Genomic DNA, 24,484 nt, shown 5'->3' with positions numbered 1-24,484 from the left:
CCTGCATGCCGCAGTGGCGGCGCCGCTGATCAGGCCTGCAGCGAAACCACAACGCCACCCTCGAGCGGCTCGAGTGAAAACTTCACCGGCAGAAAAGCCTCAATCGTCCGGGCGTTTGTGCGGGTGTGCTCGGTGAGCTCCGTCGCCCAGTAACGCCCCACTCTTCCCTTCAAGCCAGCCAGGGCCATGGGGATCATCAGCTGGTCCGCCAGGTGTGGGCCTACCGGCGCCCGGTGGGCCTGGTAGTCCTTCACCTCCTGCAGCACGCGGCGCGCCACCTGCTCGGCGCTCACGCTCTTTTCACCATAGGCGGCAAACACCTCGGTGATGTGTTCATAGCGCAGCACGGCCAGCAGCGCATTGCCCGGGCCTTCATTGCTGCGCAGCCCGCGGTTGCGCAGGCAGTCGTCCTGCCAGCCCAGCCCCTTGCCCAAAACAGCGAGTTCACGCTCAGCCACGCCTTTGGGCAGGCCGGCGTGCAGGCACTCGGCATACGCTTCGAGCAGCGCACCGCGCTCCATCAGGTGGATGGCTGAGAGCCCCTGTGCAGGCGGATGCAGGCGCACACGCGCCTCTCCGCCACCCGCCGGGTAGAAACCGTGACGGCGAAGCTCAATGTCAAACAGCGACTCACCGTTGCCGGAAAAATACGGCGCCAGCAACGTCAGGAAGGAAATGGAAGGCGCCATAGGGTTGTGCGTCCCGCCGCTGAGCAGCAGTGTGGACGCGGCCTTGGCCTGCAGCAGCGGCCACAGCACGGTTTGCAGCACCAGCATGCAGCTGCCCGCCGAGCCGACCGCAAATTCGTAGTCGCCCGAGCGCACTTCGCCGGGCGTAAACAGCAGCGTGGTTTCGCCAATCTGCACAGCCTGGCCGGCCGCATTGACGGCGGACGTATGCGCCACACCACCGCCCACAGCCACAGCCGCGTTTACGCAGGCCAGGTGCTGGCGCATCAGGCCGGGCTTGGGCCGCTTGGCGCGGATGTTGTCCATGCGAAACGGCTTGCCCGTCACCAGGCTGAGCGCCAGTGCCGTACGCAGAATCTGCCCGCCACCTTCGCCTTGCGAGCCATCGAGTTCAATCATTTTGTTCTTCTGTTCTTTTAGTTATCAATCTGTCACGCTGAAATGCAGAAACCACTGAGTCAAATCTTCGGCCACAAGCACATACTCCTGCCAGTGAAGGGCTACAAAAGGAGCGCGTCCGGTCTTGATATCCGGAGGAAATTCAGTCTGTTCGATCTCGATGAAACGGAACCAGCCAAACGCCTGGCGAAAGTCATCGACTATTTTTTTGACGCGCCAATCACGCCCTTGCGCTTCCTGCACCAGCAGCATTGCTTTGTCGCGCTCCACCAAAGGTATTTCGAAGAAACACCACTTCGCCAGCACTGAAGCGAGCAATTGCTCTGGCTCAGCGGACTCCTTGAGTGAAATTCCTTTAGGAATCTCCAACTGACCGGTCACGCAATGATGCAGCCACGGAAAATCCGATTCAGGCAGCGGTATGAGTTCGAAGAAGCACGACGTGTCCGCGGGCTTCTCGTTCACATCAGCCCACCCCTTGAGATATCCATTCAACTCAATGGCTTTAAGGTTCATCTTCATCCTTTGACACATACCACCTGCTTGAGCGTGTAAACCACCTCCACCAGGTCGCTCTGCGCCAGCATCACGGCATCGATGTCCTTGTAGGCCATCGGAATCTCGTCGATCACCTCGGCGTCTTTGCGGCATTCCACGCCTTCGGTCGCCTTGATCTGGTCGTCCACCGTGAACAGCTTCTTGGCCTGCGTACGGCTCATGGTGCGGCCGGCACCGTGGCTGCAGCTCATAAAGCTGTCAGGATTGCCCTTGCCGCGCACGATGAAACTCTTGGCGCCCATGCTGCCGGGAATGATCCCAAGCTCTCCCGCCTTGGCGCTCACGGCGCCCTTGCGGGTCACAAACACTTCTTGCCCAAAGTGCGTTTCCTTCTGCACATAGTTGTGGTGGCAATTCACCGCTTCCAGGTGCGTCTCGAAGGGCTTGCTGATCACCTTGCGCAGCGCACCGATGGCAGCCTGCATCATCACTTCGCGGTTCAGGCGAGCGAACTTTTGCGCCCAGCCCACGCCACGCACGTAGTCGCCAAAGTACTGCGAACCTTCTTCAAGGTAGGCCAGGTCCTTGTCCGGCAGGTTGCGCTGGTGCAGCTCGGCATCCTTCTTCGCGAGTTCAATGAAGTGCGTACCGATGGCGTTACCCACCCCGCGCGAACCGCTGTGCAGCATGATCCACACCCCACCACTTTCGTCGAGGCACACCTCGACAAAGTGGTTACCGCCGCCCAGGGTTCCCATGTGGCGGTGGTTGTTGGTGTTCTTCAGGCGCGGATAGTCCAGGCAGATTGCCTCGAATTCATCCACAAGCTGCCCCCAGGCCGCATCAGCCGCACTGGGCGGGTTCGTCCAGGCGCCCACCTCGCGTACCGAGCCGTTTCTGCGGTAGGTCTTGGGTGCGGAGCCATACGGCACGGCCTTTTCGATTTCCGAGCGTAGCGGGCCCAGGTTGTCGGGCAGGTCTTCGGCGCATAGCGTGGTCTTGCAGGCCATCATGCCGCAGCCGATGTCCACACCGACGGCGGCCGGAATAATCGCCTTGAAGGTCGGGATCACGCTGCCGATGGTCGCGCCCAGGCCGTAGTGCACGTCAGGCATCACGGCTACGTGCTTGAACACGATGGGCAGGCGTGCGGAGTTTTCCAGCTGCTTCAGGGCCTGGGCCTCCACCGGCACGCCGTTGGTCCACATCTTCACCGGTACACCGCCGGTGACTTCGTGTTGTTGGTAGTTCATTTTTTTCTTCTTTCTTGTTTCTTCGTTTGTTACCGGCTCGTCGCCGGCTTGTTGTTTGTTCTTTGAATTTATTGCACCATGCCGTCCGCGGCGGCCAGGGCATAGTTCACCAGCTCGATATCACCTTTCACCGTATCGACAAAGCGCGCGATACGTTGCCTGACCACTTCGTCGCGCTGCAGGTAACGCACCGAATGGCCAATGCCGTGCAACGCAGACCTCTGCACTTCACGACAAGGCATGTCCAGCATTTCAGACAACACCAGCCATTGCGCATCACGCCACTCGGAAATATGCCGCGCGTTCCAGAAAGTAGGCCACACGTCAAACCACATATGGCACACAAAGTCCAGGCGGGTAACGCTGCTGGCATCTCCCGCTGCCCCGGCCTGGTCAAGCCGCGGCCCTATGCAGTCGCGCCACAAGGAAGGAAATGCCTGCATCATCTGCATCGCATCAGCCAGCGGCACCGAAGCGTCAACGGCCATGTGTGGAATGTTGCCTGCGTTATTGCTCATGACGTGGTTGAGGCCCATACCCACCTGCTGGTTGTCATACGGAGCCAGATCGGCTCCCGCATTGGCGAACAGCACAGTCTGGATACGTGTCCATTCCAGTGGCGTGGCTACAAACTCCGGTTCATCGATATCCCAGTACCACTCCTGCCCGTCTTTTAAAGGCACGGGGCGGTCAAAAAGATAGCGCAAAGCCGCTGCGTACAGCGCGGGGTCCAGGCCAATGGCCTGGGCGGTCAGCATCGCAGGCTCCTTTGCCTGCCGCTTTTCTTTGGGAGTCAACTTTCGATTCTTCATGATCTCTGGTTTTAATGGATGGGTGCAACGGCATCATGCTGACACTGCTGCAGCTCTCCCTAATAAGTTATCAAATCAAATACGGTTTCCGCCATATATTGCGGGGTGATCTGGTTGCCGTAGTAGCAGGTCGGCGTCTGGTCGAAGTTATTCATCTCCAGGTCCAGAATCCTTTGCGCGAACGTACGGCGATGGCCATCGTCGGTCAGCCAGGTTTTCATCAGTTCCTGAAACTGGAGGCGATCTTTGCCGAATGCATTGTCGATACGCTGTTCTTGCTGCCAGAAATCGTAGAACCCGGCGCTCACATAGTGCAAAGTCGCGGCCGTCGATTCGTCTTTCAACCAATAGTCCAGCAAAGGCTGCAAATCGACGCCACCGATCTCGAGCATCAGGAGGCATTCGAAGATTTCGTCACTGCCATAGCCCTCTGCCTCCCCTGACTGCCACGGGTGCTGACCCAAACGATCGGAGAAATAGGCTAGTGCGAAAGCCGCAATTGCCTCGTGTTCCTCCGATGAAAACGCACCGGTTTCGCAGTTCCCCAATCGGCTCAAATAGATTGCCCTGGAGTGATGCAGCTCGGCGCCAAAGGCCAGGAGCTCCAGCATGCGCGGCAGCAGGTACTTGATTTCGCGGGGAGGCTGCGGGACATCTTTTGCGGAGCAGTTGTACTCATAAAAGTGTCTGGCAGTGATCTGGCGCAAAGGCAACTGTCTCATTTCCTTTTCCAAGGCCTCGTCCATGCAGCACATCAAGCACACATTCAGACAATGCGACGGAGCCCGGTAGTTGCTGAAGACGGCATAGAGGCGATCGACTGCACGCTTTAATGCGGGCGGCAACTCTCGTTTCAACGTGTTTTTCATTTTTTATTCTTTGAATTTGACGGACGCGGCGGGAGTCGAACCTGACGGGGCGGCTCCTCTACCTGAGCCGCCCCTTGACCACATGCCTTGGCGCCAGCGCATCCATTGCCGCAGCACACAAGAGACCCAACACAACCCCGGGCTTCCTGACCAGCGGGACCCGGTTTCCCGGAAATCCCTGCTTGTGAGCGAACAACTTTCTCGTCCGGCACCTTCTTTATTGCAGGCAACGTGCCAAAGTCACGTGACTCACTCGGAAATCTTTGAAGATCTTTGATTTCATTGATTATTTCCTTCATTGGACCCAACTAATCACGCGACTGATGACTCTTACATCTCTCGATATTTAGCTTTAAAGCTAGTACATTAGAAATATGAAGAAGAAAGTAGTGATGGGTTTCCTGGGCACCCAGTTGGATTCAGGCCTGAATGCTTCGCGTTGGGAGAAGTGGCGGCCGACGGTGTCGATCGCGCAGCATGAAGACCTGGTCGTCGACCGGCTGGAGCTGATGCATGACGTGCGCAACAAGGCGTTGGCCGAACGGGTGCGGGGCGACGTGATTCAGCTCTCGCCTGGCACCGAGGTCCGGCTGGTCGAGATGAACCTGGCCAACCCCTGGGATTTCGGCGAGGTCTATGGCGCACTGTATGACTGGATGCGCGCCTATGCCTTCGACACCGAGCGCGAAGAATACTGGGCCCACATCACCACCGGCACCCATGTGGCGCAAATCTGCCTCTTCCTGCTGGTTGAGGCACGCTTTATTCCAGGCGTGCTGCTGCAGACGGCGCCGCCCAGAGGACGGCAGGGCCAGGGGACCGGCAGCTATGAGCTGATCGACCTCGACCTCTCGCGCTACGACGCCATCAATGCCCGGCTGACAGTGGCGCATCAAGATGCCGTGTCCTTCCTCAAAAGTGGCATCGCCACACGCAACCCGCGCTTCAACACGCTGATCGAGGAGATTGAGCGCATTGCAGTGCAAAGCAAGGCACCTATCCTGCTGACCGGGCCGACCGGCGCGGGCAAGTCGATGCTGGCGCGGCGCATCTACGAGCTCAAAAAATCGCGCCACCAGGTCAGCGGCAACTTTGTGGATGTGAACTGCGCAACCCTGCACGGCGATGGCGCGGGCTCCACATTGTTCGGCCACAAGAAGGGTTCATTCACCGGTGCAGCCAGTGACCGCCCCGGCTTGCTGCGCACCGCCGACAAGGGCGTGCTGTTTCTTGATGAGATCGGCGAGCTGGGCCTGGACGAACAGGCCATGCTGCTCAAGGCCGTCGAAGAAAAGCGCTTCCTGCCCGTAGGCGCCGACAAAGAGGTCGACAGCAGTTTCCAGCTGATTGCGGGCACCAACAAGGACTTGCGTTCGGAGGTCGCGCGCGGGCGCTTTCGCGAAGATCTGTTTGCGCGTATCAACCTGTGGACTTACACCCTGCCCGGGCTTGCCCAGAGGCGTGAAGACATCGAGCCGAACATTGAGCACCAGCTCGGGCTTGCGTCGGAAGACCTGGGCCGCAAGATCCGCATGACCACCGAAGCCAGGGCGGCTTACTTGCGTTTTGCACAGTCAGGCGAGGCTATCTGGGCCGGCAATTTCCGCGACCTTAGTGCGTCGATGACGCGGCTGGCCACGCTTGCCGATAACGGACGTATCGGCGCCGGCCTCGTGGATGCCGAAATCGCGCGGCTGCGCTGGCAATGGCAAGCCACACCCGAAGGCACAGGGGATACCGGGGACACCGCAGCCCAGCTTGATGAACTACTGGGCGAGGCGGCAGCCACGCTCGACTGCTTCGACCGCCTGCAATTGCTGGCCGTCATGGCGGTGTGCCGCAAACACAATTCCCTGAGCGATGCCGGACGCGAACTGTTCAACGTATCGCGCACCCAGCGCAGCGTAGTGAACGATGCGGACAGGTTGCGCAAGTATTTGCTGAAGTTTGACTTGAGCTGGGAAAAGCTGACGAGCTGATCAGCTGACAGGCCAAGGCATCCAAACGTCAAAAAGTCCGAAAAGCCAGGTGGAACGGGCGCAAGCGGCTACAAAATCAATAGCGCATCACCATCACACGGCACGATTCAAATCGACATCCAGGCCCGCCCGCTTCATCTCGCGCGCCAGCAGCAAGCGCCACAGGCCCGTCTCGTCGATCGTAATGGCCGTGGCGCCCTTCAGGACTTCCGGCAGCGCGTCGTCTTCGGACATCAGGCAGGCGATGCGGCCGCGGCCGAGCGCTGCCAGCATGAACCCGATGGCCAGCATGGCCGCAGGTCCATCGGATTTGTCGCCCGGCAAGAGCAGCAAAAACCCCACATTGCGCAGCCCTTCGAGCTGATCGATGGACACGGTGTCGAGTATTGCGGCCTCCAGGCCGAGCTGCTCGACAAACTCACACGCATCGCCCACGGCATCGCCGCCCAGGCCCAGAATGGCGACCGGCCCAGTGCCGGAAGAGGAAGAAGGGAGATCGGTATTGGCCATGGGGGTCCTCTTTGTGGTGGAAGGTGAAGGCGTGGGGGCAGAGGCCGGCGCCGGTGCCGCTGGAGGAGGAGGAGGAGGAGGCGGCGGAGGTGGTGGTGGTGGTGGAGGAGGAGGTGGTGGTGGTGGTGGGGGCGGTGACGCAGGCTTCGCTTCCACAACCGGCGCTTCCACGGGTGCAACGGGAGCTGTGCCATCGAGGCGATCGGACAGCAGCTTTTTTGCCGCATTCATGCGCATGGTGGCCAGATCGATGCCTTGTTTGACTTTTTGCTGGCGTTCGTCGTCCGTGAAGCGGTCGCCGAAGGTTTTGTCCAGCATGAAATCCTGCAGGGCGACGGCGAATTGCCGGTAGTCGGGTGTGCCGGTGCCGAAACTGTCGGCCAGGGTGGTATTGATTTTCTTTTGCAGGGACTCCACGCTCGAGTCCCAACCGGTCTGCGTCACGGATATCTTGAAGGCCCGCAGTATCTTGAGCTGCCGGTTGACCTTTTCAATCGCCCCCTCGATCAGGGCTTTTTCGCGGGGGTCAAGTGTATTTTTTGTGTTGGACATGCAGGTTCCTCGTACGACCAACCCATACTCTAACGCCACCGGCGCGGACTACAACACCAGCAATGCCCTGAAATCGTTCACATTTGTATGCGTGGGCCCGGTGATCACCAGGCCGCCCAGCGGCTCAAAGTAGCCATAAGCGTCGTTGCGGTCCAGGTACTGGTCCAGTTTCATGCCTTTGGCGAGTGCACGCTTGAGTGTGTCGGGCGCCACAAAAGCGCCGGCATTGTCTTCCACGCCGTCAATGCCGTCGGTGTCGGCCGCCAGCGCATACACGCCAGGCTGGCCTTGCAAGGCCAGCGCCAGGCCCATGCAGAACTCTCCGGCGCGGCCGCCTCTTCCACGTTGTTCGCGGGGTGAACCTTCGGGTTGCTTGCGCACGGTCACGGTGGTTTCACCGCCGCTCAAAATCACGCAGGGCTTGCTGAAGGGCTGGCCCTTCAAGGCCACGGCGCGGGCCAGTGCCGCATGCACCTTGCCGACTTCACGCGACTCGCCCTCCATCTCGTCACTGAGGATGTAGGCCTGCAAGCCGGCTTCGCGCGCCACGGCGGCGGCGGCCTCCAGGCTTTGCTGGGGCGTGGCAATCATGTGCACTTCATGCCCCTTGAAGACAGCGTCACCGGGCTTGGGCGTCTCAAGCGCGCCTTGTTCCAGCAGGCTCATGATGGCGCCGGGCACTTCAATGCCATAGCGCTGCAAAATCGCCACCGCCTCGGCGCAACTCGTCGCGTCAGGCACCGTCGGGCCGCTGGCGATGATGGACGGGTCGTCGCCCGGCACGTCGCTGATGGTGAGCGTCACCACGCGCGCCGGCGCGCAGGCCGCGGCCAGGCGCCCGCCCTTGATGCGCGAGAGGTGTTTGCGCACGCAGTTCATCTCGGAAATGTTGGCGCCGCTGTTGAGCAGCGCCTTGTTGATGCGCTGCTTGTCTTCCAGCGTGAGACCCTCAGCGGGCAAAGTCAGCAGCGCGGAGCCGCCGCCCGAGATCAGGCACAGCACCAGGTCGTTTTCCGTCAAGCCCTGCACCATGGCCAGGATGCGCTGGGCGGCTTCTAGGCCGGCGGCATCGGGTACCGGGTGCGAGGCTTCGACAATTTCGATGCGCTGCTTGAGGCCCTCAGGCCGCGGCGGTATGTGGTGGTAGCGCGTAACGACCAGGCCTTCGAGCGGCGCATCTGCCGGCCACAAGGCCTCAACTGCCTGCGCCATGGAGCCGCCGGCCTTGCCCGCGCCAATCACGATGGTGCGGCCGCCGCTGGCCGGCGTGGGCGGTTGGGGCAGGTAGCGCGCGGTGTTCTCCAGCGGCAACGCGCGCCTGACGGCGGCCTGGTAGAGGTGCTCCAGGAATTCGCGCGGCTGCTTTGCCGGGTCAGGTGTGGTGTTGATGGCGGGGGTTTTGGCTGCGGTCATTGAAATGTCTCCAGACCGGATTGTGCCGTGGTAACCGGGCAGTAACCCGACGCAATGGCAGGTTTTAAGGGCCTTTGCACTGAAGCACCTTCCTAGAATGGCCCATCACCACCCACGCAGAAAGCCGCATGAACTCCTACCTCGCCCTGGGCATCGCCATCGTTGCCGAAGTCATCGCCACCACGGCCCTGAAGTCCAGCGACAGCTTCACGCGGCTGGTGCCTTCACTGATCACCATCGCCGGCTACGGCACCGCGCTCTACTTCCTCACGGTGACGATGAAGTCCATCCCCACCGGCGTGACCTACGCGATCTGGTCGGGCCTGGGCATCGTGCTGATCAGCATCACCAGTTATTTTGTGCACAACCAGAAGATCGACCTCTGGGGCATGGTCGGCATGGCGCTGATCATCGCGGGCGTGGTGATTCTCAACCTGTTCTCGAATTCGACCATGGCGTAGTCGCCCGAGTCCCGGGCGCCTCAGTCAATCGTGACTTTGGCGTCCTTCACCAGTTTGGCAAAACGCTCCGTGTCGTCCCTGATCTGCCGCGCCATCTGGTCGGGTGTGTTGCCGATGGGCTCTGCGCCTATGTCCTCCATCTTCTTGCGGAAGTCCGGCGAGTGGATGATCTTGACGAGCTCGGTGTTCAGGCGCGTCACGATGTCTCTGGGCGTGCCGGCCGGCGCCAGAATGCCAAACCAGGTGCCCAGGTCGAAACCCTTGAGGCCGGCTTCATCCAGTGTGGGCACGTCGGGCAAGGCCGCAGAGCGTTTGCCGGTGGTCACCGCCAGCGCCCGCAGCTTGCCGGCCTTGATGTGCGGCAACACCGGCGTGATGGTGTCAAAAGACATGGTGATCTGCCCGCCCAACAGATCGGTGGTGAGCGGCCCGCTGCCCTTGTAAGGCACGTGCAGCATCTGCACGCCGCCCATGCCTTCAAACTGCGCCCCTATCAGGTGCTGGCCCGTGCCGTTGCCGTTGGAGCCGTAGGTCAGTTTGCCGGGCTCTGCCTTGGCGAGCGCCAGCAACTGCTTCACATCCTTCGCGGCCAGGGCCGGGTTGACGACCAGCACATTGGGCACCAGCGCCACGGTGCTTACCGGGGCGAAGTCTTTCTGGAAGTCGTAGGGCAGCTTTTTGTACACGCTGGTGGCAATGGTGTGGTGCACGGCGCCCATCAGCAAGGTGTAGCCGTCGGGCTTGGACTTGGCCACAAAATCCGCCCCCAGTGTGGCGCCGGCGCCGGGCCGGCTTTCAACCACCACGGGCTGGCCCAGGCTTTTCGACAGCTCCTGCCCGACGGCGCGGGCCAGCACGTCTGTCGTGCCGCCTGCCGGAAAAGGCACGATGAGGCTGATGGGCCGGGCCGGCCAGGCCTGAGCGTAAACCGCACCGCCCGCCAGACTCATCGCTGCCCCAGCTGCCAGAGTCGCCGCACGAACCAGCTTTGAAAAATTTTTGCCCCGTTGTCCTTGTGATTGCATGTCTTGTCTCCTTGTTGTGGTTCTGGGGAATCAGGCCGCTGCTGCGACTGACCGGGCGGCGCCGGCAAAACGGCTGCAAACCGCCTCGGTCACCTGTGCCATGCTGGCGCTGCCGCCCAGGTCGCGGGTGTGCAGGGCGGCATCGGCCGTCACCTCTTCAATCGCCTGCATCAATTGCGCGGCGGCGGCGTGCTCGCCGAGATGCTCGAGCAGCATCACACAGCTCCAGAAAGTGCCTATCGGGTTGGCCAGGCCCTTGCCCATGATGTCGAAGGCCGAGCCGTGGATAGGCTCAAACATGCTGGGGTAGCGGCGCTCGGGGTCGATGTTGCCGGTGGGTGCGATGCCCAGGCTGCCGGCCAGCGCGGCGGCCAGGTCGCTCAGGATGTCGGCGTGCAGGTTGGTGGCGACCACGGTGTCCAGCGACGCCGGGCGGTTGACCATGCGCGCCGTGCAGGCGTCGACCAGTTCCTTGTCCCAGGTCACGTCAGGGAACTCCTTGCTGACTTGCAGCGCAATCTCGTCCCACATCACCATGGCGTGGCGCTGGGCGTTGGATTTGGTGACCACCGTCAGCAGCTTGCGCGGCCGGGACTGCGCCAGCCTGAAGGCAAAACGCATGATGCGTTCGACACCGGCGCGGGTCATCATCGACACATCGGTAGCCACCTCTATCGGGTGGCCCTGGTGGGCGCGGCCGCCCACACCGGCATATTCACCCTCGGAGTTCTCGCGCACGATCACCCAGTTGAGCTGCTCGGGCGTGCAGCGCTTGAGCGGCGCGTCGATGCCGGGCAGGATGCGTGTGGGCCGCACATTGGCGTATTGGTCAAAACCCTGGCAAATTTTGAGGCGCAGCCCCCACAGCGTGATGTGGTCGGGGATGTGCGGGTCGCCGGCCGAGCCGAACAGGATGGCGTCCTTGTCGCGCAGCGCATCCAGCCCCTTGTCCGGCATCATCACGCCGTGCGCGCGGAACCAGTCGCCGCCCCAGCCGAAGGTGGTGAATTCAAACCTGAACTTGTTCTGTGCGGCCGCCAGGGCCTCAAGCACCTGCTGGCCCGCGGGTACGACTTCCTTGCCGATGCCGTCGCCGGGGATGCAGGCGATTTTGTAGGTTTTCATGAAATTTCCTTGAATGCTGAAAGTGAAAAACGGGGTGACAGGAAGCGAACTGTACGGATTGCCCGATTCAACGGATGCCAGTAAAGTTATGTCATTGTTTACTTTGAATTAACAATGTCCACGCCTACATCCGCCCCTTCCGAGATGCTCTTTTTCACCGTGCTGGCGCGCTGCGGCAGCTTCTCGGCAGCGGCGCGCGCGCTGGACGTAACGACCCCGGCCGTCAGCAAACGGCTGGCGCAAATGGAAGCCCGGCTGGGCGTGCAGCTCTTGAGCCGCACCACCCGGCGCGTGAGCCTGACGCCCGAGGGCGAAACCTATTTCGCGCATGCGCGCCGCATCCTGGCCGAGATCGACGACATGGAGCAACTGGTCTCCAGCGCGATGGCGTCACCCAAAGGCCTGCTCAGGGTCAACGCTACGCTGGGGTTCGGGCGCAGCCACATCGCGCCGCTGATCTCTAGTTTTGTGAAGCAGCACCCTGAAGTGCAGGTGCAACTGCAACTGTCGGTAGACCCGCCCCCGCTCAGCGAAGATGCCTTCGATGTCTGCGTGCGCTTTGGCGAGCCGCCCGACGCGCGCGTGATGGCCCGGCATATCGCACCCAACCGGCGCCTGCTGTGCGCGGCGCCGTCTTACCTGGCCAGACACGGCACACCCAAGGTGCCGCACGACCTCACCCGCCTCGACTGCATCGGCATACGCCAGGGCGGCGAAGCCTACGGCAACTGGCGGCTAACGTTGGGCAAGAAGACAGAAACCGTCAAGGTGCGCGGCAACCTCAGCACCAATGACGGCGAGATCGCGGTGAACTGGGCGCTGGCCGGCCACGGCATCGTGATGCGCGCCGAATGGGATATTGCCCGCTACCTGCGCAGCGGCAGGCTCAAGCCCGTGCTGGAAAACTACCGCACGCCGCCGGCGGACATCCACGCGGTATATCCGCAGCGCCACCAGGGCTCAGCGCGGGTGCGGGCCTTTGTGGACTTTCTTGCCGCGCACTTCGAGAAATCATCGACCCGCGCGGCGGGCCTGGTGGTGGACTGGTAGATGCCGGTGAACCGGCCATCAGTCGGTTTTGGCGCCCGTCTCAAACCAGCCCTTGATGGCCAGACGCTCCGCGTCGGTGATACCGGTGGCGTTGTTCATGGGCATGAGTTTGCTGACCACCACCTGCTGGTAGACCTGCTGCGCATGGCTCTTCAGCGCGGCGGGTGAGTCAAGCCGCACGTTCTTCATCTGCACCTGCTCGCCGTGGCAAAGGTAGCAGCGCTGGGCCATGATGGCCTGCACGCTTTGATAGCCATTTTGGCTTGCAGCGCCCGAAGAAATGGCGTTAGCAGCTCCTGAATTAATAGCAACCGGTATTTCGGCTTTGGCGGCCGTAATAGCCTGAAGCGGCGGCTTCATCCACACGATCACACCCAGGATCACCGTGACCCCTACCAGCGCATACGCCAGCGGATGCCGGTTGCGGCCCAGCTTGTAGCCGTGGCGCAGCACAAAGAACTGGCGTATGGCCGCGCCGGCCAGCATCATCAGAATCAGCACCAGCCAGTTTTGCGGATGACTCCAGGTAAAGCTGTAGTGGTTGCTGAGCATGGCAAACAGCACCGGCAGCGTGAAGTAAGTGTTGTGCACGCTGCGCTGCTTGCCGCGCTGGCCGTGCACCGCATCGACCGGCTCGCCGGCCTTGATGGCGGCGACCACCTTGCGCTGGCCGGGGATGATCCAGAAGAACACATTGGCGCTCATGGCGGTGGCCATCATCGCGCCCACCAGCAAAAAGGCCGCACGCCCGGCAAACCAGTGGCAGGCCAGCCAGGAGGCTACGCACACCAGCACCGCTACGAGTGCACCGACGATGGCGTCGCCGTTTTTCTTGCGCCCAAAGAGCTGGCAGATGCCGTCGTACAGCATCCAGAACACGACGAAGAAGGACAGCGCCACAGCGCCGGCCGCGCCGGGCGACCAGTTCATCAGCGACTTATCGACGAGGTAGGTGCCGGCGTTCCACAGATAAGAGATGGTGAAAAGCGCAAAGCCCGACAGCCAGGTGCTATAGCTTTCCCAGTAGAACCAGTGAAGGTGGGCCGGCAGCTGCGGCGGCTTGACGGCGAATTTGACGGGGTGGTAAAAACCGCCGCCGTGCACCGCCCAGAGCTCGCCGCTCACGCCCTGCTTTTTGAGGTCTTCATCCTCGGGCGGCGTCAGGCTGCTGTCGAGAAAGACAAAATAAAACGAGGAGCCAACCCAGGCGATGGCGGTGATGACATGGACCCAGCGCAGCAGCAGATTGGCCCAGTCGAGTAGGTAGTTTTCCATAGCGCTCAACTTGTGCAAGGCTGCTCACCACTGCGGGCGCTGTAAGCAGAAAACGGGTCACGAACTAAAGAAAGCTGTGGGCTTGCCACCTGCCTTCCCGGCTCCGCTGCGACCTGGTGATGCGAGTTTAGCGGCTTTAACGATTAGCGCAAAGCCTAGGTGACGTCCTCCCGGGTCGAGTCGGCGGTCTGCAGCAACTGGGCCGCAACCGCGACGGCAATCACTTCAGGTTCCTTGCCGGCAATGCCGGGCACGCCGATGGGGCTGGTGACGTGCGCCAGTTCTGCCTGCGTAAAACCCCTGGCCTCCAGCCGGTGGCGAAAGGCCGCCCATTTGGTTTTGCTGCCGATCAGGCCGATGTAGGGCAGATCGGATTTCTCGCGCTGGCGTTGCAGGCAGGCGGCCACGATGTCGAGGTCTTCGGCGTGGCTGAAGCTCATGATGAGCACACGGGATTGCGGCGCCAGGCCCGGCACGGCCGCTTGCACCGGATCGGAATGTTCGGCCTCAACGCGCGGCGGCAAAGTGGCCGGGAACACGCCGTCGCGGCTGTCTATCCAGGTGAGAGAAAACGGCAAGGGCGCCAGCACCCGCACCAAAGCGTGGCCGACGTGGCCGCCGCCAAACAGGGCCACCGGCGTCAGCGCGGCCTGTCCCAGCCGCGAAATGAGCATCGCCGCATCGTCAGCGCCAACGCATTCAAAGCGCAGCTGGACGACACCACCGCAACACTGGCCCAATGAAGGGCCAAGCGCCACGCGCAGCGTTGTGGCTTCGTGTCCATCCTGCTGTTTATCCGCAAGCAACCCACGTGCCCTGGCGATGGCGTCGTATTCGAGGTGGCCGCCGCCAATGGTGCCCACCAGCGCATCGGCAAAGACGGCCATCCAGGTGCCTGCCTCGCGTGGCACCGAGCCCTGCGCGTCTGCCACCTCGACCAGCACGGCCGGCGCCGAAGCTAGGCGGGCGAGGAAATCATCTAGTTGCAGGCTAAAGACACTGGAAACCATTGGTGACGAGTTGGCGGCTGGCGGGTTGAAATATTCGGCAAAATGGCTTGAACGCCACTTGAGCAACCTTAGCACCACCCTGGCGCCCGGCAGTGCTCAGGCATGATGGCAGGTATATCAAGAATCCAATGAGCCGGGCTTTACAAAAGCCGGCAAAGGCAGACCTCATGAGACAAGAAGACACCTCCGACTCCACACCGCGCCGCTTCTGGCTGGCGGCCCTGCTTTCGGCTGCCGTGGCCGCCGTGGTGAGTGCCTGCAAGAGCGCACCCGAACCGGCACCCACGCCCAAGGCGCCCGACCCTTCTCCGGTGATCGGGCCGATCGTGGGCACGCAAGGTTCGGCCAGAAGCTCAGGCGCCACCACACCGCGCGCCTACCGGGAAGACGGCGCCACGCATATCTACGGCCTCAATTCCGACCGCATCTACAAAGGCCGCATGCCGCCGCTGCTGTATGCCGTGGGTGTGATGAATGTGGAGATCGACCGGGTCGGCCGCGTCACCCGCCTGGACTGGATGCGTGCGCCGCGCCATGCACCCGAGGTGGTCGCGGAGATTGAACGCACCATCCGGGAGGCATCACCCTTCCCGGCGCCCACGCGCATGGGCAAGGTGGTCTATACCGACACCTGGCTTTGGCACAAGAGCGGGAAGTTCCAGCTCGATACCCTCACCGAGGGACAAGATTAGAGGCAATGCGAAGCGAGCCGGCCAGGCCAGCATGAGCCGCGGAACCGGCTTTGCCGGGCCGCAGGGCGGGCGGCCCCCGAGGGGCTGGAGCCCGCGGCTCCAAGCCTGCCTGCGCAGGCTTGGACGGGCGACAGAGGCGAAGCGTCTCGCGAGCCGCGGCCTGCAAGGCCTCGGGAGCTACACGAAGTGAGCGACCGTGGGGGCCTTATTCATCAATCGATCTTGAGGTTCTGCGTCTTGACGACGTTCACCCACGCGCGGTAATCAGCTTCAATGAACTGGCCTAGCTGCGCGGGCGTACCAGGCGCCGGGTCCACAGCGTCAACCTTGAAGCGCGCCAGCACGTCGGGCATGGTCACGATCTTGTTGATGGCGGCGTTCAGGGTGTTGACGATGGCGGGCGGGGTGCCGGCGGGTGCGGAGATCGCAAAGTAATTCAGCACGTCAAAGCCGACCAGGCCGGACTCGCTCATGCTGGGCACGTCAGGCAAGGCACTGGAACGTTTGGCGCTGGTCACCGCCAGGGCTTTGACGCTGCCGTTCTTGATAAAGGGCAGCAGCGCGGGGATGGTGCCGGTGACGAGCTGGATCTGGCCGCCAATCATGTCCATGGTGGCGGGGGCCACACCGCGGTAAGGGATGTGCGTGATGTAGGTGCCGGTACGCGCCTTCAATGATTCCAGCACCAGGTGGTTGACGCCACCCGAGCCGGCCGAGCCGTAATTGAGCGCGCCGGGTTTCTGCTTGGCCAGCGCGATCAGCTCTTTCATGTTGCCCACAGGCAGCTTGGTATTGGCCGCCCAGACCAGCGGGCCGCTGGCGACCATACCGACCGGCGCGAACTGGCGCAGCGGATCGTAGTTGGCGCTGGGCAGCGAAGCCGCCACCGTGGTGAAGGGCGATGCCACCAGCAGCAGCGTGTAGCCGTCAGCCGGCGCCTGGGCCACAAACTGCGTACCGATGGCGCCCGAAGCGCCTGCGCGGTTGTCGACCACAAACGTGCCGCCCAAAACTTCACCAAGTTTTTGTGCGATCAGCCGCCCCATGGCGTCGGTGCCGGCGCCGGGCGCAAACGGCACCACGATTTTGACGGGGCGGTCGGGGTAGGAAGCGGTTGTTGAGGGGCCTTGCGCGAGCGCGGCAGAGGCGAACAGGCTGGCGGCGGTGCCTGCGGAGATCAGCAGGGCTTGGCGGCGGCTCAGCGCGCCCATCGGCTTGACGTTCATGAGAAAAGGGACTCAGTAGTAAAAAGGACTGATTTTCCCCAGCCCAGATGACGCCCCGATGACATGGGCCCCAGCGGGGCTCAACTACCGCGGTAGGTCGAATAGCTCCAGGGGCTCACCAGCAGGGGCACATGGTAATGCGCGGTGACGTCGGCCACGCCGAAGTCCAGGCTGACCTGGTCGAGGAAGGCCGGCTCGGGCAGCGCCACGCCGCGCGCCTTGAAGTAGCCCGCGACGTCAAACACCAGGCGGTAAGTACCCGCTTTCAGGGTGACGTTGTCGTACAGCGGCCCGTCGGGGTTTCGGCCGTCGCCATTCAGGGTGAAGGATTTCACCAGCGAAGCCTCGCCCGCCCGCGTGGTGTAGAGCGACACCTTCATGCCGCCGGCCGGCGTGCCGTGCATGGTGTCCAGTACATGTGTGCTCAAGCCCATGGCAGTCCTTGAAAAGGGTTGAAAAAGGAGTCAAAAAATATCCGGATAAATATCTGTCCACCAAAAGTGTATACAGTTTCGTTCATTCCGGCTATTATTTGCTGATGGAATCGTCCACCACCCACACCATCGTCGAAGCCCTGACCAAGGCCATTGTGGAGCACAGGCTGCATCCTGGCACCAAGCTGGCCGAGCAAAAACTGGCCGACCACTTCGGCGTTTCACGCACGCTGGTGCGGCAGGCGCTGTTCCAGCTGTCGCAAAACCGGCTGATCCGCCTGGAGCCGGCCCGCGGCGCTTTTGTGGCCGCACCCTCGGTGATGGAAGCGCGGCAGGTGTTTGCCGTGCGCCGCATGCTGGAAGCCGAAATGACGCGCGCCTTTGTGCGCGAAGTCACCCCCGCCAAGATCAAGGCGCTGAAAGAGCACGTCGCGCGTGAAAAGTCCGCCGTCGACCTGGGCGATGTGTCCGGCCGCACCGAGCTGCTGGGCGACTTCCACGTGCGCATGGCCGAATTGATGGGCAACGAGGTGCTGGCGCAGATGCTGGGCGAGCTGATTTCGCGCTGCGCCGTCATCACGCTGATGTACCAGACGGCCAGCGCCGCCGAACACTCCAACGACGAGCATGCCGACATCGTCAAGGCGCTGGCCGCCAGGGACGAAGCCCTGGCCGTGCGCCTGATGAACGAACACCTGCTGCACGTCGAGGAAAGCCTTGCCTTCGACCGCAAGGTGCCGACCAACGATATTTCGATGGCCTTGTCATGAACACCAACTACCCCAGAGACTTGGTCGGCTACGGCCGCAACCCGCCCCAGGCCAACTGGCCCGGCCGCGCCCGCATTGCGGTGCAGTTCGTCCTCAACTACGAAGAAGGCGGCGAAAACTCGGTGCTGCACGGCGACGCCGGCTCCGAGCAATTCCTGTCTGAAATGGCCAACCCGCCCAGCTTTGCCGACCGGCACCTGAGCATGGAAGGCATTTACGAATACGGCTCGCGCGTGGGCGTGTGGCGCATCCTGCGCGAGTTTGAAAAGCGCAAACTGCCGCTGACCGTCTTTGGCGTAGGCATGGCGCTGCAGCGCCACCCCGATGTCGCCAAGGCCTTCACCGAACTCGGCCACGAAATCGCCTGCCACGGCTGGCGCTGGATCAACTACCAGCAAATCGACGAAGCCACCGAGCGCGAGCACATGCGTCTGGGCCTGGATGCAATTGAAAAGCTCACCGGCACACGCCCGCTGGGCTGGTACACCGGCCGCGACAGCCCCAACACGCGCCGGCTGGTGGCCGACGACGGCCGGCTCGAATACGACAGCGACTACTACGGCGACGACCTGCCCTTCTGGACTGAAGTCAAACGCACCGACGGCCAGGTCGTGCCGCGCCTGGTAGTGCCCTACACGCTGGACACCAACGACATGCGCTTTGCCTTGCCGCAAGGCTTTGCGCAGGCTGAAGACTTCTTTATCTACCTGCGCGACAGTTTTGACGCGCTGTACGCCGAAGGCGATGCTTCGCCCAAGATGCTGAGCATCGGCATGCACTGCCGCCTGCTGGGCCGCCCTGGGCGCATCGTGGCGCTGCAGCGCTTCCTGGACCACGTGCAAAAGCACGAGCGCGTCTGGGTCTGCCGCCGCATCGACATCGCGCGCCACTGGCAGGCCACCCACCCTTACATGCTCCGGCAAGAAAGCTGACCATGGCCGCAACACTTGACCACCTCAACACCGCACCGCACGCAGAAGCGCTGCAACTGCTGGACGGCCTCTACGAGCATTCCCCCTGGATTGCAGGCAAGGCGCTGGACGCCCGGCCCTTCCAGTCACTTGCCCAGCTAAAGCACACGCTGGCGCGCGTGCTGCGCGAGGGCGGCCGGGACGCGCAGATCAAACTCATCCAGGCCCACCCCGAGCTGGCCGGCAAAGCCATGGTCAGCAAAACCCTGACAGCCGAATCCACGCACGAGCAAGGCAAAGCCGGCCTCACCGACTGCACGCCCGAAGAGTTCGCCACCCTGCAAAAACTCAACGCCGACTACAACGCGAAGTTCGGCTTCCCCTTCATCCTGGCGGTGCGCGGCCCGCGCGGTGACGGCTTGAACAAGCAACAAATCATCGAGACCTTCACCCGGCGCCTGCAAAACCACCCCGACTTCGAGCTGCAGGAAAACCTGCGCAACATCCACCGCATCGCAGAACTTCGGCTCAACGACAAGTTCGCCGCCACGCCTGTGCTGGGCAACGACGTATGGGACTGGCACGAAACCCTTTCGCAATACAGCGACCCGGGCTACCTTGAAAAAGGCCAGCTCACGGTAACCTACCTCACCGATGCGCATCGCGCCTGCGCCGCCTACATCAGCAGCACCATGCGTGACTGCGGCTTTGACGAGGTGAAGATAGACGCGGTCGGCAACGTGGTCGGTATTTACAAGGCGGCCACGCCCAACGCCAGAACCCTGCTGACCGGCAGCCACTACGACACCGTGCGCAATGGCGGCAAGTACGACGGCCGGCTCGGCATCTTTGTGCCCATGGCCTGCGTGCGCGAGCTGCACCGCCAGGGCAAGCGCCTGCCTTTTAACTTTGAAGTCGTGGGTTTTGCCGAAGAAGAAGGCCAGCGCTACAAAGCCACCTTTTTGGGCTCTGGCGCGCTGATCGGCGACTTCAAGCCCGAGTGGCTGGACCAGAAAGACGCCGACGGCATCACCATGCGTGAGGCCATGGCCAATGCCGGCCACAAGCCTGAAGACATCGCCAAAAGCAAACGCGATGCCAAGGACTACCTCGGTTTTATCGAACTGCATATCGAACAGGGCCCGGTGCTCAATGAGCTGGACCTGCCGCTGGGCATCGTTACCTCCATCAACGGCAATGTGCGCTACCTGTGCGAGATCACCGGCATGGCCAGCCACGCCGGCACCACGCCCATGAACCGCCGCCGCGACGCAGCCGCAGCCGCAGCCGAGCTGCTGCTGTATGTCGAGCGGCGCGCCGCGCAAGACGGTGACTCGGTCGGCACCGTCGGCATGCTGCAAGTGCCCAGCGGCTCCATCAACGTGGTGCCGGGGCGCTGCCTGTTTTCGCTCGACATGCGCGCGCCTGTGGATGCACAGCGGGACGCACTCGTGGCCGACGTGCTGGCCGAACTCAAAAGCATTTGCGAACGCCGCGGCGTGCACTTCACCACCGAGCTGACCGAGCGCGCCGCCGCCGCGCCCAGCGCGCCTGCCTGGCAACAGCGCTGGGAAGCCGCGGTGCAAAGCCTGGGCGTGCCGCTTCACGCCATGCCCAGCGGGGCAGGCCACGACGCGATGAAACTGCACAAGGTGATGCCGCAGGCCATGCTCTTTGTGCGTGGCCAGAACTCCGGCATCAGCCACAACCCGCTGGAAAGCACCACCAGCGACGACATCGACCTGGCGACCCAGGCCCTGGCGCATCTGCTCAACCATCTTTCTCCCGAACAACAATGACCCTCACCACTGACTACGCCCAGCTCGACAGCTGGATCGACGCCCACTTCGACGAAGAAACGGCCTTCCTGCAGCAGCTCATCCGCGTGCCCACCGACACGCCGCCGGGCAACAACGCGCCGCATGCCGAGCGCACCGCCGAACTCATCAAGGCCTTTGGCTTTGACGCCGAAAAGCACCCGGTGCCCGAAGCCGAGGTGCGCGGCTACGGCATGGAGTCCATCACCAACCTGATCGTGCGACGCCACTATGGCAATAGCGGCGAAGGAAAAGGCGAAGGCAGGACCATCGCCCTCAACGCCCACGGCGACGTGGTGCCGCCCGGCGAAGGCTGGACCAAAGACCCCTACGGCGGCGAAATTGAAGACGGCAAGATCTACGGCCGCGCTTCGGCCGTCAGCAAATGCGATTTCGCCAGCTTCACTTTTGCGGTGCGCGCCCTCGAATCGCTGGGCGCGCCGCTCAAGGGCAGCGTCGAGCTGCACTTCACCTACGACGAAGAATTCGGCGGCGAAATGGGCCCGGGCTGGCTGCTCAAGCAAGGCCTGACCAAACCCGACCTGCTGATCGCGGCCGGCTTCTCATACGAAGTGGTGACCGCCCACAACGGCTGCCTGCAAATGGAAGTCACGGTGCACGGCAAGATGGCGCACGCCGCCATTCCTGACACCGGTATCGATGCGCTGCAAGGCGCGGTGCACATCCTCAATGCGCTTTATGCACAGAACGCGCTGTATCAGCAAGTGACGTCCAAGGTCGAAGGCATCCAGCACCCCTACCTCAACGTAGGCCGCATTGAAGGCGGCACCAACACCAACGTCGTGCCCGGCAAGGTGATGTTCAAGCTGGACCGCCGCATGATCCCTGAAGAGAACCCGGCCGAGGTTGAAGCCAACATCCGCAAGGTAATCGCCGACGCGGCCGCCGGCTGCAAGGGCATTACCGTCGACATCAAACGCCTGCTGCTGGCCAATTCGATGCGGCCGCTGCCGGGCAACAAGCCCCTGGTCGACGCCATCCAGAAACACGGCGAAGCGCTGTTCGGGCAAAAAATCCCAGCCATGGGCACACCGCTGTACACCGACGTGCGGCTGTATGCCGAAGCCGGCATCCCCGGCGTGATCTACGGCGCCGGGCCGCGCACCGTGCTGGAATCCCACGCCAAGCGGGCCGACGAGCGGCTGGACCTGGAAGACCTGCGCCGCGCCACCAAGGTGATCGCCCGCACCCTGCGGGACTTGCTGGCCTGACAAACCGCGCTCTCCAGCCCCCTTGAAACTCCCGCCACGGCGGGAGTTTTGCTTTGCGGCGCCTCCCCTTGCCCCTTCCCTGCCGTCCCCCTGCCTTCCCGGCACTTCAGGTGCGTCAGCTTTAACCGAATCAGCATGAATGGCCCCGGGATAACCCTGTGACAGGGCTGAAACAACTTGTCTACATTGCTTGTATGCAAGATTTGCGTGCAAAGAAGCCGGCGACTGCCGCCACCGATTTGCCACCGGCTTGCTGCCTATAACTACTCTTTCGGAGACTGACATGCCCAAGTTTTTCCGCTCCCTGTTCGGCCAGGTGCTCCTGGCCCTTGTCCTCGGCGTGATCGTCGGCTTTATCTGGCCGGAAACGGCCGTCAAGCTCAAGCCCCTGGGCGACGGCTTCATCAAGCTGATCAAGATGCTGATTCCCCTGATCGTCTTTTGTGTGGTCGTCCACGGCATCGCCGGCGCCGGCGACCTCAAGCGGGTCGGCCGCGTCGGCGTCAAGGCGCTGATCTACTTTGAAGTGGTCACCACCATCGCCCTGGTCATCGGCCTGGTGCTGGCCTTTGTCTTCCAGCCCGGCGCCGGCATGAATGTCGACCCCAAGCTGCTGGACGCCAAGGCCATGAGCGCCTATGCCGAAAACGCCGGCAAGCTCACCGGCGGCGGCACGGTGGAGTTTTTGATGAAGCTCATCCCCAACACCGCCGTCAGCGCCTTCGTCAACGGCGACGTGCTGCAGGTGCTGCTGTTCTCGGTGCTGTTCGGCTGCGCGCTGGCCATGCTGGGCAGCAAGGGCGAGAAAGTCGTCGGCCTCATCGACGACCTGGCTCATGTGCTCTTCAAGACCATGGGCATCATCATCAAGCTGGCGCCCCTGGGCGTGCTGGGCGCCATCGCCTTCACCGTCGGCAAATATGGCATCGGCTCGCTCAAGCAACTGGGCATGCTGGTGGTGCTGTTCTACGGCGCGGTGATCATCTTCGTCGCGGTCGTGCTGGGCGGCATCATGCGCTTTTCCGGCTTCAGCCTGCTCAAGCTGCTGAAGTACCTGCGTGAAGAACTCATGGTGGTGTTTGCCACCACCTCATCCGACAGCGTGCTGCCGCAAATCATGGCCAAGCTCAAACGCATGGGCATTCGCGATTCGACCGTCGGTCTGGTCATCCCCACCGGCTACTCCTTCAACCTCGACGCGTTCTCGATCTACATCACGCTGGCGGCTGTCTTTATCGCGCAGGCCACCAACACGCCGATCTCGATGACCGACCTGCTGACCATCCTGGCGATCTCGCTGGTCACCTCCAAAGGTGCGCACGGCGTGCCCGGCTCGGCCATCGTGGTGCTGGCCGCCACCTTGCAGGCGATTCCCGCCATCCCGGCGATCGGCCTGGTGCTGGTGCTGTCGGTGGACTGGTTCATGGGCATCGCCCGCGCCCTGGGCAACCTGATCGGCAACTGCGTGGCCACCGTGGCCGTGGCGGCCTGGGAAGGCGACATCGACCGCGAGCGCGCCCATGCGGTGCTTGACGGGCGCTATGTGCCGCCCACCGAAGACGACATGGACGTCGAAGTCACCGCCGTGCCGGCCAAAGCCTGATGCCTTACCCGGAAAAACACACCATGACGCCAAACACTGCAGGCGGCACCCGCCGCCACCTCATTGCGGCCGCGGCGGCAGGCTTGGGCCTGCTGCTGGCAAAGACCCCGTTTGCGCAATCCACCCCCAACAAAGCCGGCGACGCGCTGGACAACATCCAGGCCCAGCGCCTGCTGCGCGTGGCCGTGCCCAAAGAGTTCCCGCCCTTCGGCTCACTGAAAAACGGCAGCCCCGAGGGCTACGACATCGCCATCGCCCGTATGCTGGCAATCGACCTGAAGGTCAAACTCGAACTCGTGCCGGTGCAAAGCTCGGACCGCCTGCCCTACCTGCGTGACGGCAAGGTCGACCTCATCATCGCCAGCCTGGGCAAAAACGCCGAGCGCGAAAAGCAGATCGATTTCACCATCGCCTACGCGCCTTTGTACAACGGTGTGTTTGGTCCGCCCTACGGCGGCGTTCCCGAACCCTCCTACTTCAAGGAGCGGCGCATAGGCGTTACCAAAGGCAGCCTGGAGGAAGAGCTGCTGCTGCGCCGCCTGCCCGGCGCCGCCGTGGTGCGTTACGAGAATTCGGCCGCCATCATCGACGCCTACCTCAAGCACGAGATCGAATACATCGCCGCCGCCAACGTGGTGATCGAGTCGATCAAGGACGTGGGTGCACGCGACCGCACCCGCTTTGTGCTGATGCTCAACGAAAGCCCCTGCTACATCGGCGTGCGCAAAGGCGAGGAGCGGCTGCTGGCACGGGTCAACAAGTTCCTGCGTGAAGCCAGCGAATCCCAGGCGCTGGCCATCAACGCCATGGTCTGGTTCAAGGCGACGCTGCCGGCGGACTTCTTCAAGCGCCCCAGCTCCTGAAGCGGCCCTCAGCAGG

At 62.5% G+C, this 24,484-nt stretch carries 23 protein-coding genes; 10 read left to right on the top strand and 13 right to left on the bottom strand.

All coding sequences use genetic code 11. The features are described 5' to 3' along the window. Positions 1-29 precede the first annotated feature (29 nt). From rtcA to BM408_RS22945, 5 genes are all read right to left on the bottom strand, one after another. On the bottom strand, positions 30-1,088 hold the full coding sequence (gene rtcA / locus BM408_RS13860; protein WP_092130460.1) for an RNA 3'-terminal phosphate cyclase: 1,059 nt from the start codon (positions 1,086-1,088) through the stop codon (positions 30-32). A 24-nt stretch (positions 1,089-1,112) separates the two neighbouring features. Further along, positions 1,113-1,604 (bottom strand): hypothetical protein, encoded by a 492-nt coding sequence (locus tag BM408_RS13855; protein ID WP_139237349.1) that lies wholly within the window; start codon positions 1,602-1,604, stop codon positions 1,113-1,115. Positions 1,605-1,606: 2 nt separating this feature from the next. Next, positions 1,607-2,839, bottom strand: a complete 1,233-nt coding sequence (locus tag BM408_RS13850) for an RtcB family protein (RefSeq protein WP_092130458.1) — start codon at positions 2,837-2,839, stop codon at positions 1,607-1,609. A gap of 68 nt (positions 2,840-2,907) precedes the next feature. Next, entirely contained in the window at positions 2,908-3,597 is a 690-nt protein-coding gene (locus tag BM408_RS13845; protein WP_254774813.1) for a hypothetical protein, read from the bottom strand. A gap of 113 nt (positions 3,598-3,710) precedes the next feature. Beyond that, entirely contained in the window at positions 3,711-4,520 is an 810-nt protein-coding gene (locus BM408_RS22945; protein ID WP_092130456.1) for a hypothetical protein, read from the bottom strand. Positions 4,521-4,894: 374 nt separating this feature from the next. Between BM408_RS22945 and rtcR the strand changes: the two genes are divergently transcribed. Beyond that, a complete protein-coding gene (gene rtcR, locus BM408_RS13835; protein ID WP_092130455.1) occupies positions 4,895-6,499 on the top strand; it encodes an RNA repair transcriptional activator RtcR in 1,605 nt (534 codons plus the stop codon). Positions 6,500-6,592: 93 nt separating this feature from the next. Here the strand turns inward: rtcR and BM408_RS22940 are convergent, their stop codons facing one another. Together BM408_RS22940 and BM408_RS13825 are read right to left on the bottom strand one after the other, a co-directional pair. Further along, complete coding sequence (locus tag BM408_RS22940) at positions 6,593-7,561, bottom strand: hypothetical protein (protein ID WP_092130454.1); 969 nt, start codon at positions 7,559-7,561, stop codon at positions 6,593-6,595. 48 nt (positions 7,562-7,609) lie between these two features. Further along, positions 7,610-8,974, bottom strand: coding sequence for a glycerate kinase type-2 family protein (locus BM408_RS13825; protein ID WP_175541795.1), 1,365 nt, complete (start codon positions 8,972-8,974; stop codon positions 7,610-7,612). 128 nt (positions 8,975-9,102) lie between these two features. Between BM408_RS13825 and BM408_RS13820 the strand changes: the two genes are divergently transcribed. After that, entirely contained in the window at positions 9,103-9,435 is a 333-nt protein-coding gene (locus BM408_RS13820) for a DMT family transporter (protein WP_092130453.1), read from the top strand. 20 nt (positions 9,436-9,455) lie between these two features. On the opposite strand, the gene BM408_RS13815 is transcribed toward BM408_RS13820, so the two are convergent. Together BM408_RS13815 and BM408_RS13810 are read right to left on the bottom strand one after the other, a co-directional pair. Further along, on the bottom strand, positions 9,456-10,460 hold the full coding sequence (locus BM408_RS13815; RefSeq protein ID WP_092130452.1) for a Bug family tripartite tricarboxylate transporter substrate binding protein: 1,005 nt from the start codon (positions 10,458-10,460) through the stop codon (positions 9,456-9,458). A 30-nt stretch (positions 10,461-10,490) separates the two neighbouring features. Continuing rightward, positions 10,491-11,585, bottom strand: coding sequence for a tartrate dehydrogenase (locus BM408_RS13810; protein ID WP_092130451.1), 1,095 nt, complete (start codon positions 11,583-11,585; stop codon positions 10,491-10,493). 114 nt (positions 11,586-11,699) lie between these two features. On the opposite strand from BM408_RS13810, the gene BM408_RS13805 reads away from it, so the two are divergent. Further along, positions 11,700-12,635: a LysR family transcriptional regulator gene (locus tag BM408_RS13805; RefSeq protein ID WP_092130450.1), complete on the top strand. Its 936-nt coding sequence runs from the start codon at positions 11,700-11,702 to the stop codon at positions 12,633-12,635. Positions 12,636-12,653: 18 nt separating this feature from the next. Here BM408_RS13805 and BM408_RS13800 read toward each other — a convergent pair whose 3' ends face one another. Both BM408_RS13800 and xdhC read right to left on the bottom strand, forming a co-directional pair. Next, positions 12,654-13,910: a urate hydroxylase PuuD gene (locus tag BM408_RS13800; RefSeq protein WP_092130449.1), complete on the bottom strand. Its 1,257-nt coding sequence runs from the start codon at positions 13,908-13,910 to the stop codon at positions 12,654-12,656. Between the two features lie 155 nt (positions 13,911-14,065). Further along, positions 14,066-14,920, bottom strand: coding sequence for a xanthine dehydrogenase accessory protein XdhC (xdhC, locus tag BM408_RS13795; protein WP_092130683.1), 855 nt, complete (start codon positions 14,918-14,920; stop codon positions 14,066-14,068). A 167-nt stretch (positions 14,921-15,087) separates the two neighbouring features. Between xdhC and BM408_RS13790 the strand changes: the two genes are divergently transcribed. After that, on the top strand, positions 15,088-15,612 hold the full coding sequence (locus BM408_RS13790) for a hypothetical protein (RefSeq protein ID WP_175541794.1): 525 nt from the start codon (positions 15,088-15,090) through the stop codon (positions 15,610-15,612). Positions 15,613-15,824: 212 nt separating this feature from the next. Here BM408_RS13790 and BM408_RS13785 read toward each other — a convergent pair whose 3' ends face one another. Continuing rightward, positions 15,825-16,838: a tripartite tricarboxylate transporter substrate binding protein gene (locus BM408_RS13785; protein WP_092130448.1), complete on the bottom strand. Its 1,014-nt coding sequence runs from the start codon at positions 16,836-16,838 to the stop codon at positions 15,825-15,827. An 80-nt stretch (positions 16,839-16,918) separates the two neighbouring features. Then, the gene (gene uraH, locus BM408_RS13780; RefSeq protein ID WP_092130447.1) at positions 16,919-17,272 is read right to left on the bottom strand and encodes a hydroxyisourate hydrolase; all 354 of its coding nucleotides are present in this window, start codon (positions 17,270-17,272) and stop codon (positions 16,919-16,921) included. A 104-nt stretch (positions 17,273-17,376) separates the two neighbouring features. Here uraH and BM408_RS13775 point away from each other — a divergent pair, with 104 nt between their 5' ends. The 6 genes from BM408_RS13775 to BM408_RS13750 all read left to right on the top strand — a co-directional run bounded on the left by BM408_RS13775 (position 17,377) and on the right by BM408_RS13750 (position 24,468). After that, positions 17,377-18,042 (top strand): GntR family transcriptional regulator, encoded by a 666-nt coding sequence (locus BM408_RS13775; RefSeq protein ID WP_092130681.1) that lies wholly within the window; start codon positions 17,377-17,379, stop codon positions 18,040-18,042. Beyond that, positions 18,039-18,974: an allantoinase PuuE gene (puuE, locus tag BM408_RS13770; protein ID WP_092130446.1), complete on the top strand. Its 936-nt coding sequence runs from the start codon at positions 18,039-18,041 to the stop codon at positions 18,972-18,974. The genes BM408_RS13775 and puuE overlap by 4 nt, the downstream gene beginning before the upstream one ends. Positions 18,975-18,976: 2 nt before the next feature. Next, entirely contained in the window at positions 18,977-20,752 is a 1,776-nt protein-coding gene (uraD, locus tag BM408_RS13765; RefSeq protein WP_092130445.1) for a 2-oxo-4-hydroxy-4-carboxy-5-ureidoimidazoline decarboxylase, read from the top strand. Beyond that, a complete protein-coding gene (locus BM408_RS13760) occupies positions 20,749-22,002 on the top strand; it encodes a M20 family metallopeptidase (RefSeq protein WP_092130444.1) in 1,254 nt (417 codons plus the stop codon). Before uraD ends, BM408_RS13760 begins: the two co-directional genes overlap by 4 nt. A 283-nt stretch (positions 22,003-22,285) precedes the next feature. Next, positions 22,286-23,605: a C4-dicarboxylate transporter DctA gene (locus BM408_RS13755; protein WP_092130443.1), complete on the top strand. Its 1,320-nt coding sequence runs from the start codon at positions 22,286-22,288 to the stop codon at positions 23,603-23,605. A 23-nt stretch (positions 23,606-23,628) separates the two neighbouring features. After that, positions 23,629-24,468 (top strand): transporter substrate-binding domain-containing protein, encoded by an 840-nt coding sequence (locus BM408_RS13750; protein WP_175541793.1) that lies wholly within the window; start codon positions 23,629-23,631, stop codon positions 24,466-24,468. Positions 24,469-24,484 lie beyond the last annotated feature (16 nt).

This window comes from Polaromonas sp. YR568 (assembly GCF_900116715.1).
Taxonomy (GTDB): Bacteria; Pseudomonadota; Gammaproteobacteria; order Burkholderiales; family Burkholderiaceae_C; genus Polaromonas.
The sequence above is the reverse complement of the archived record's forward strand: the minus strand, read 5'-3'. Positions and strand labels throughout refer to the sequence as shown.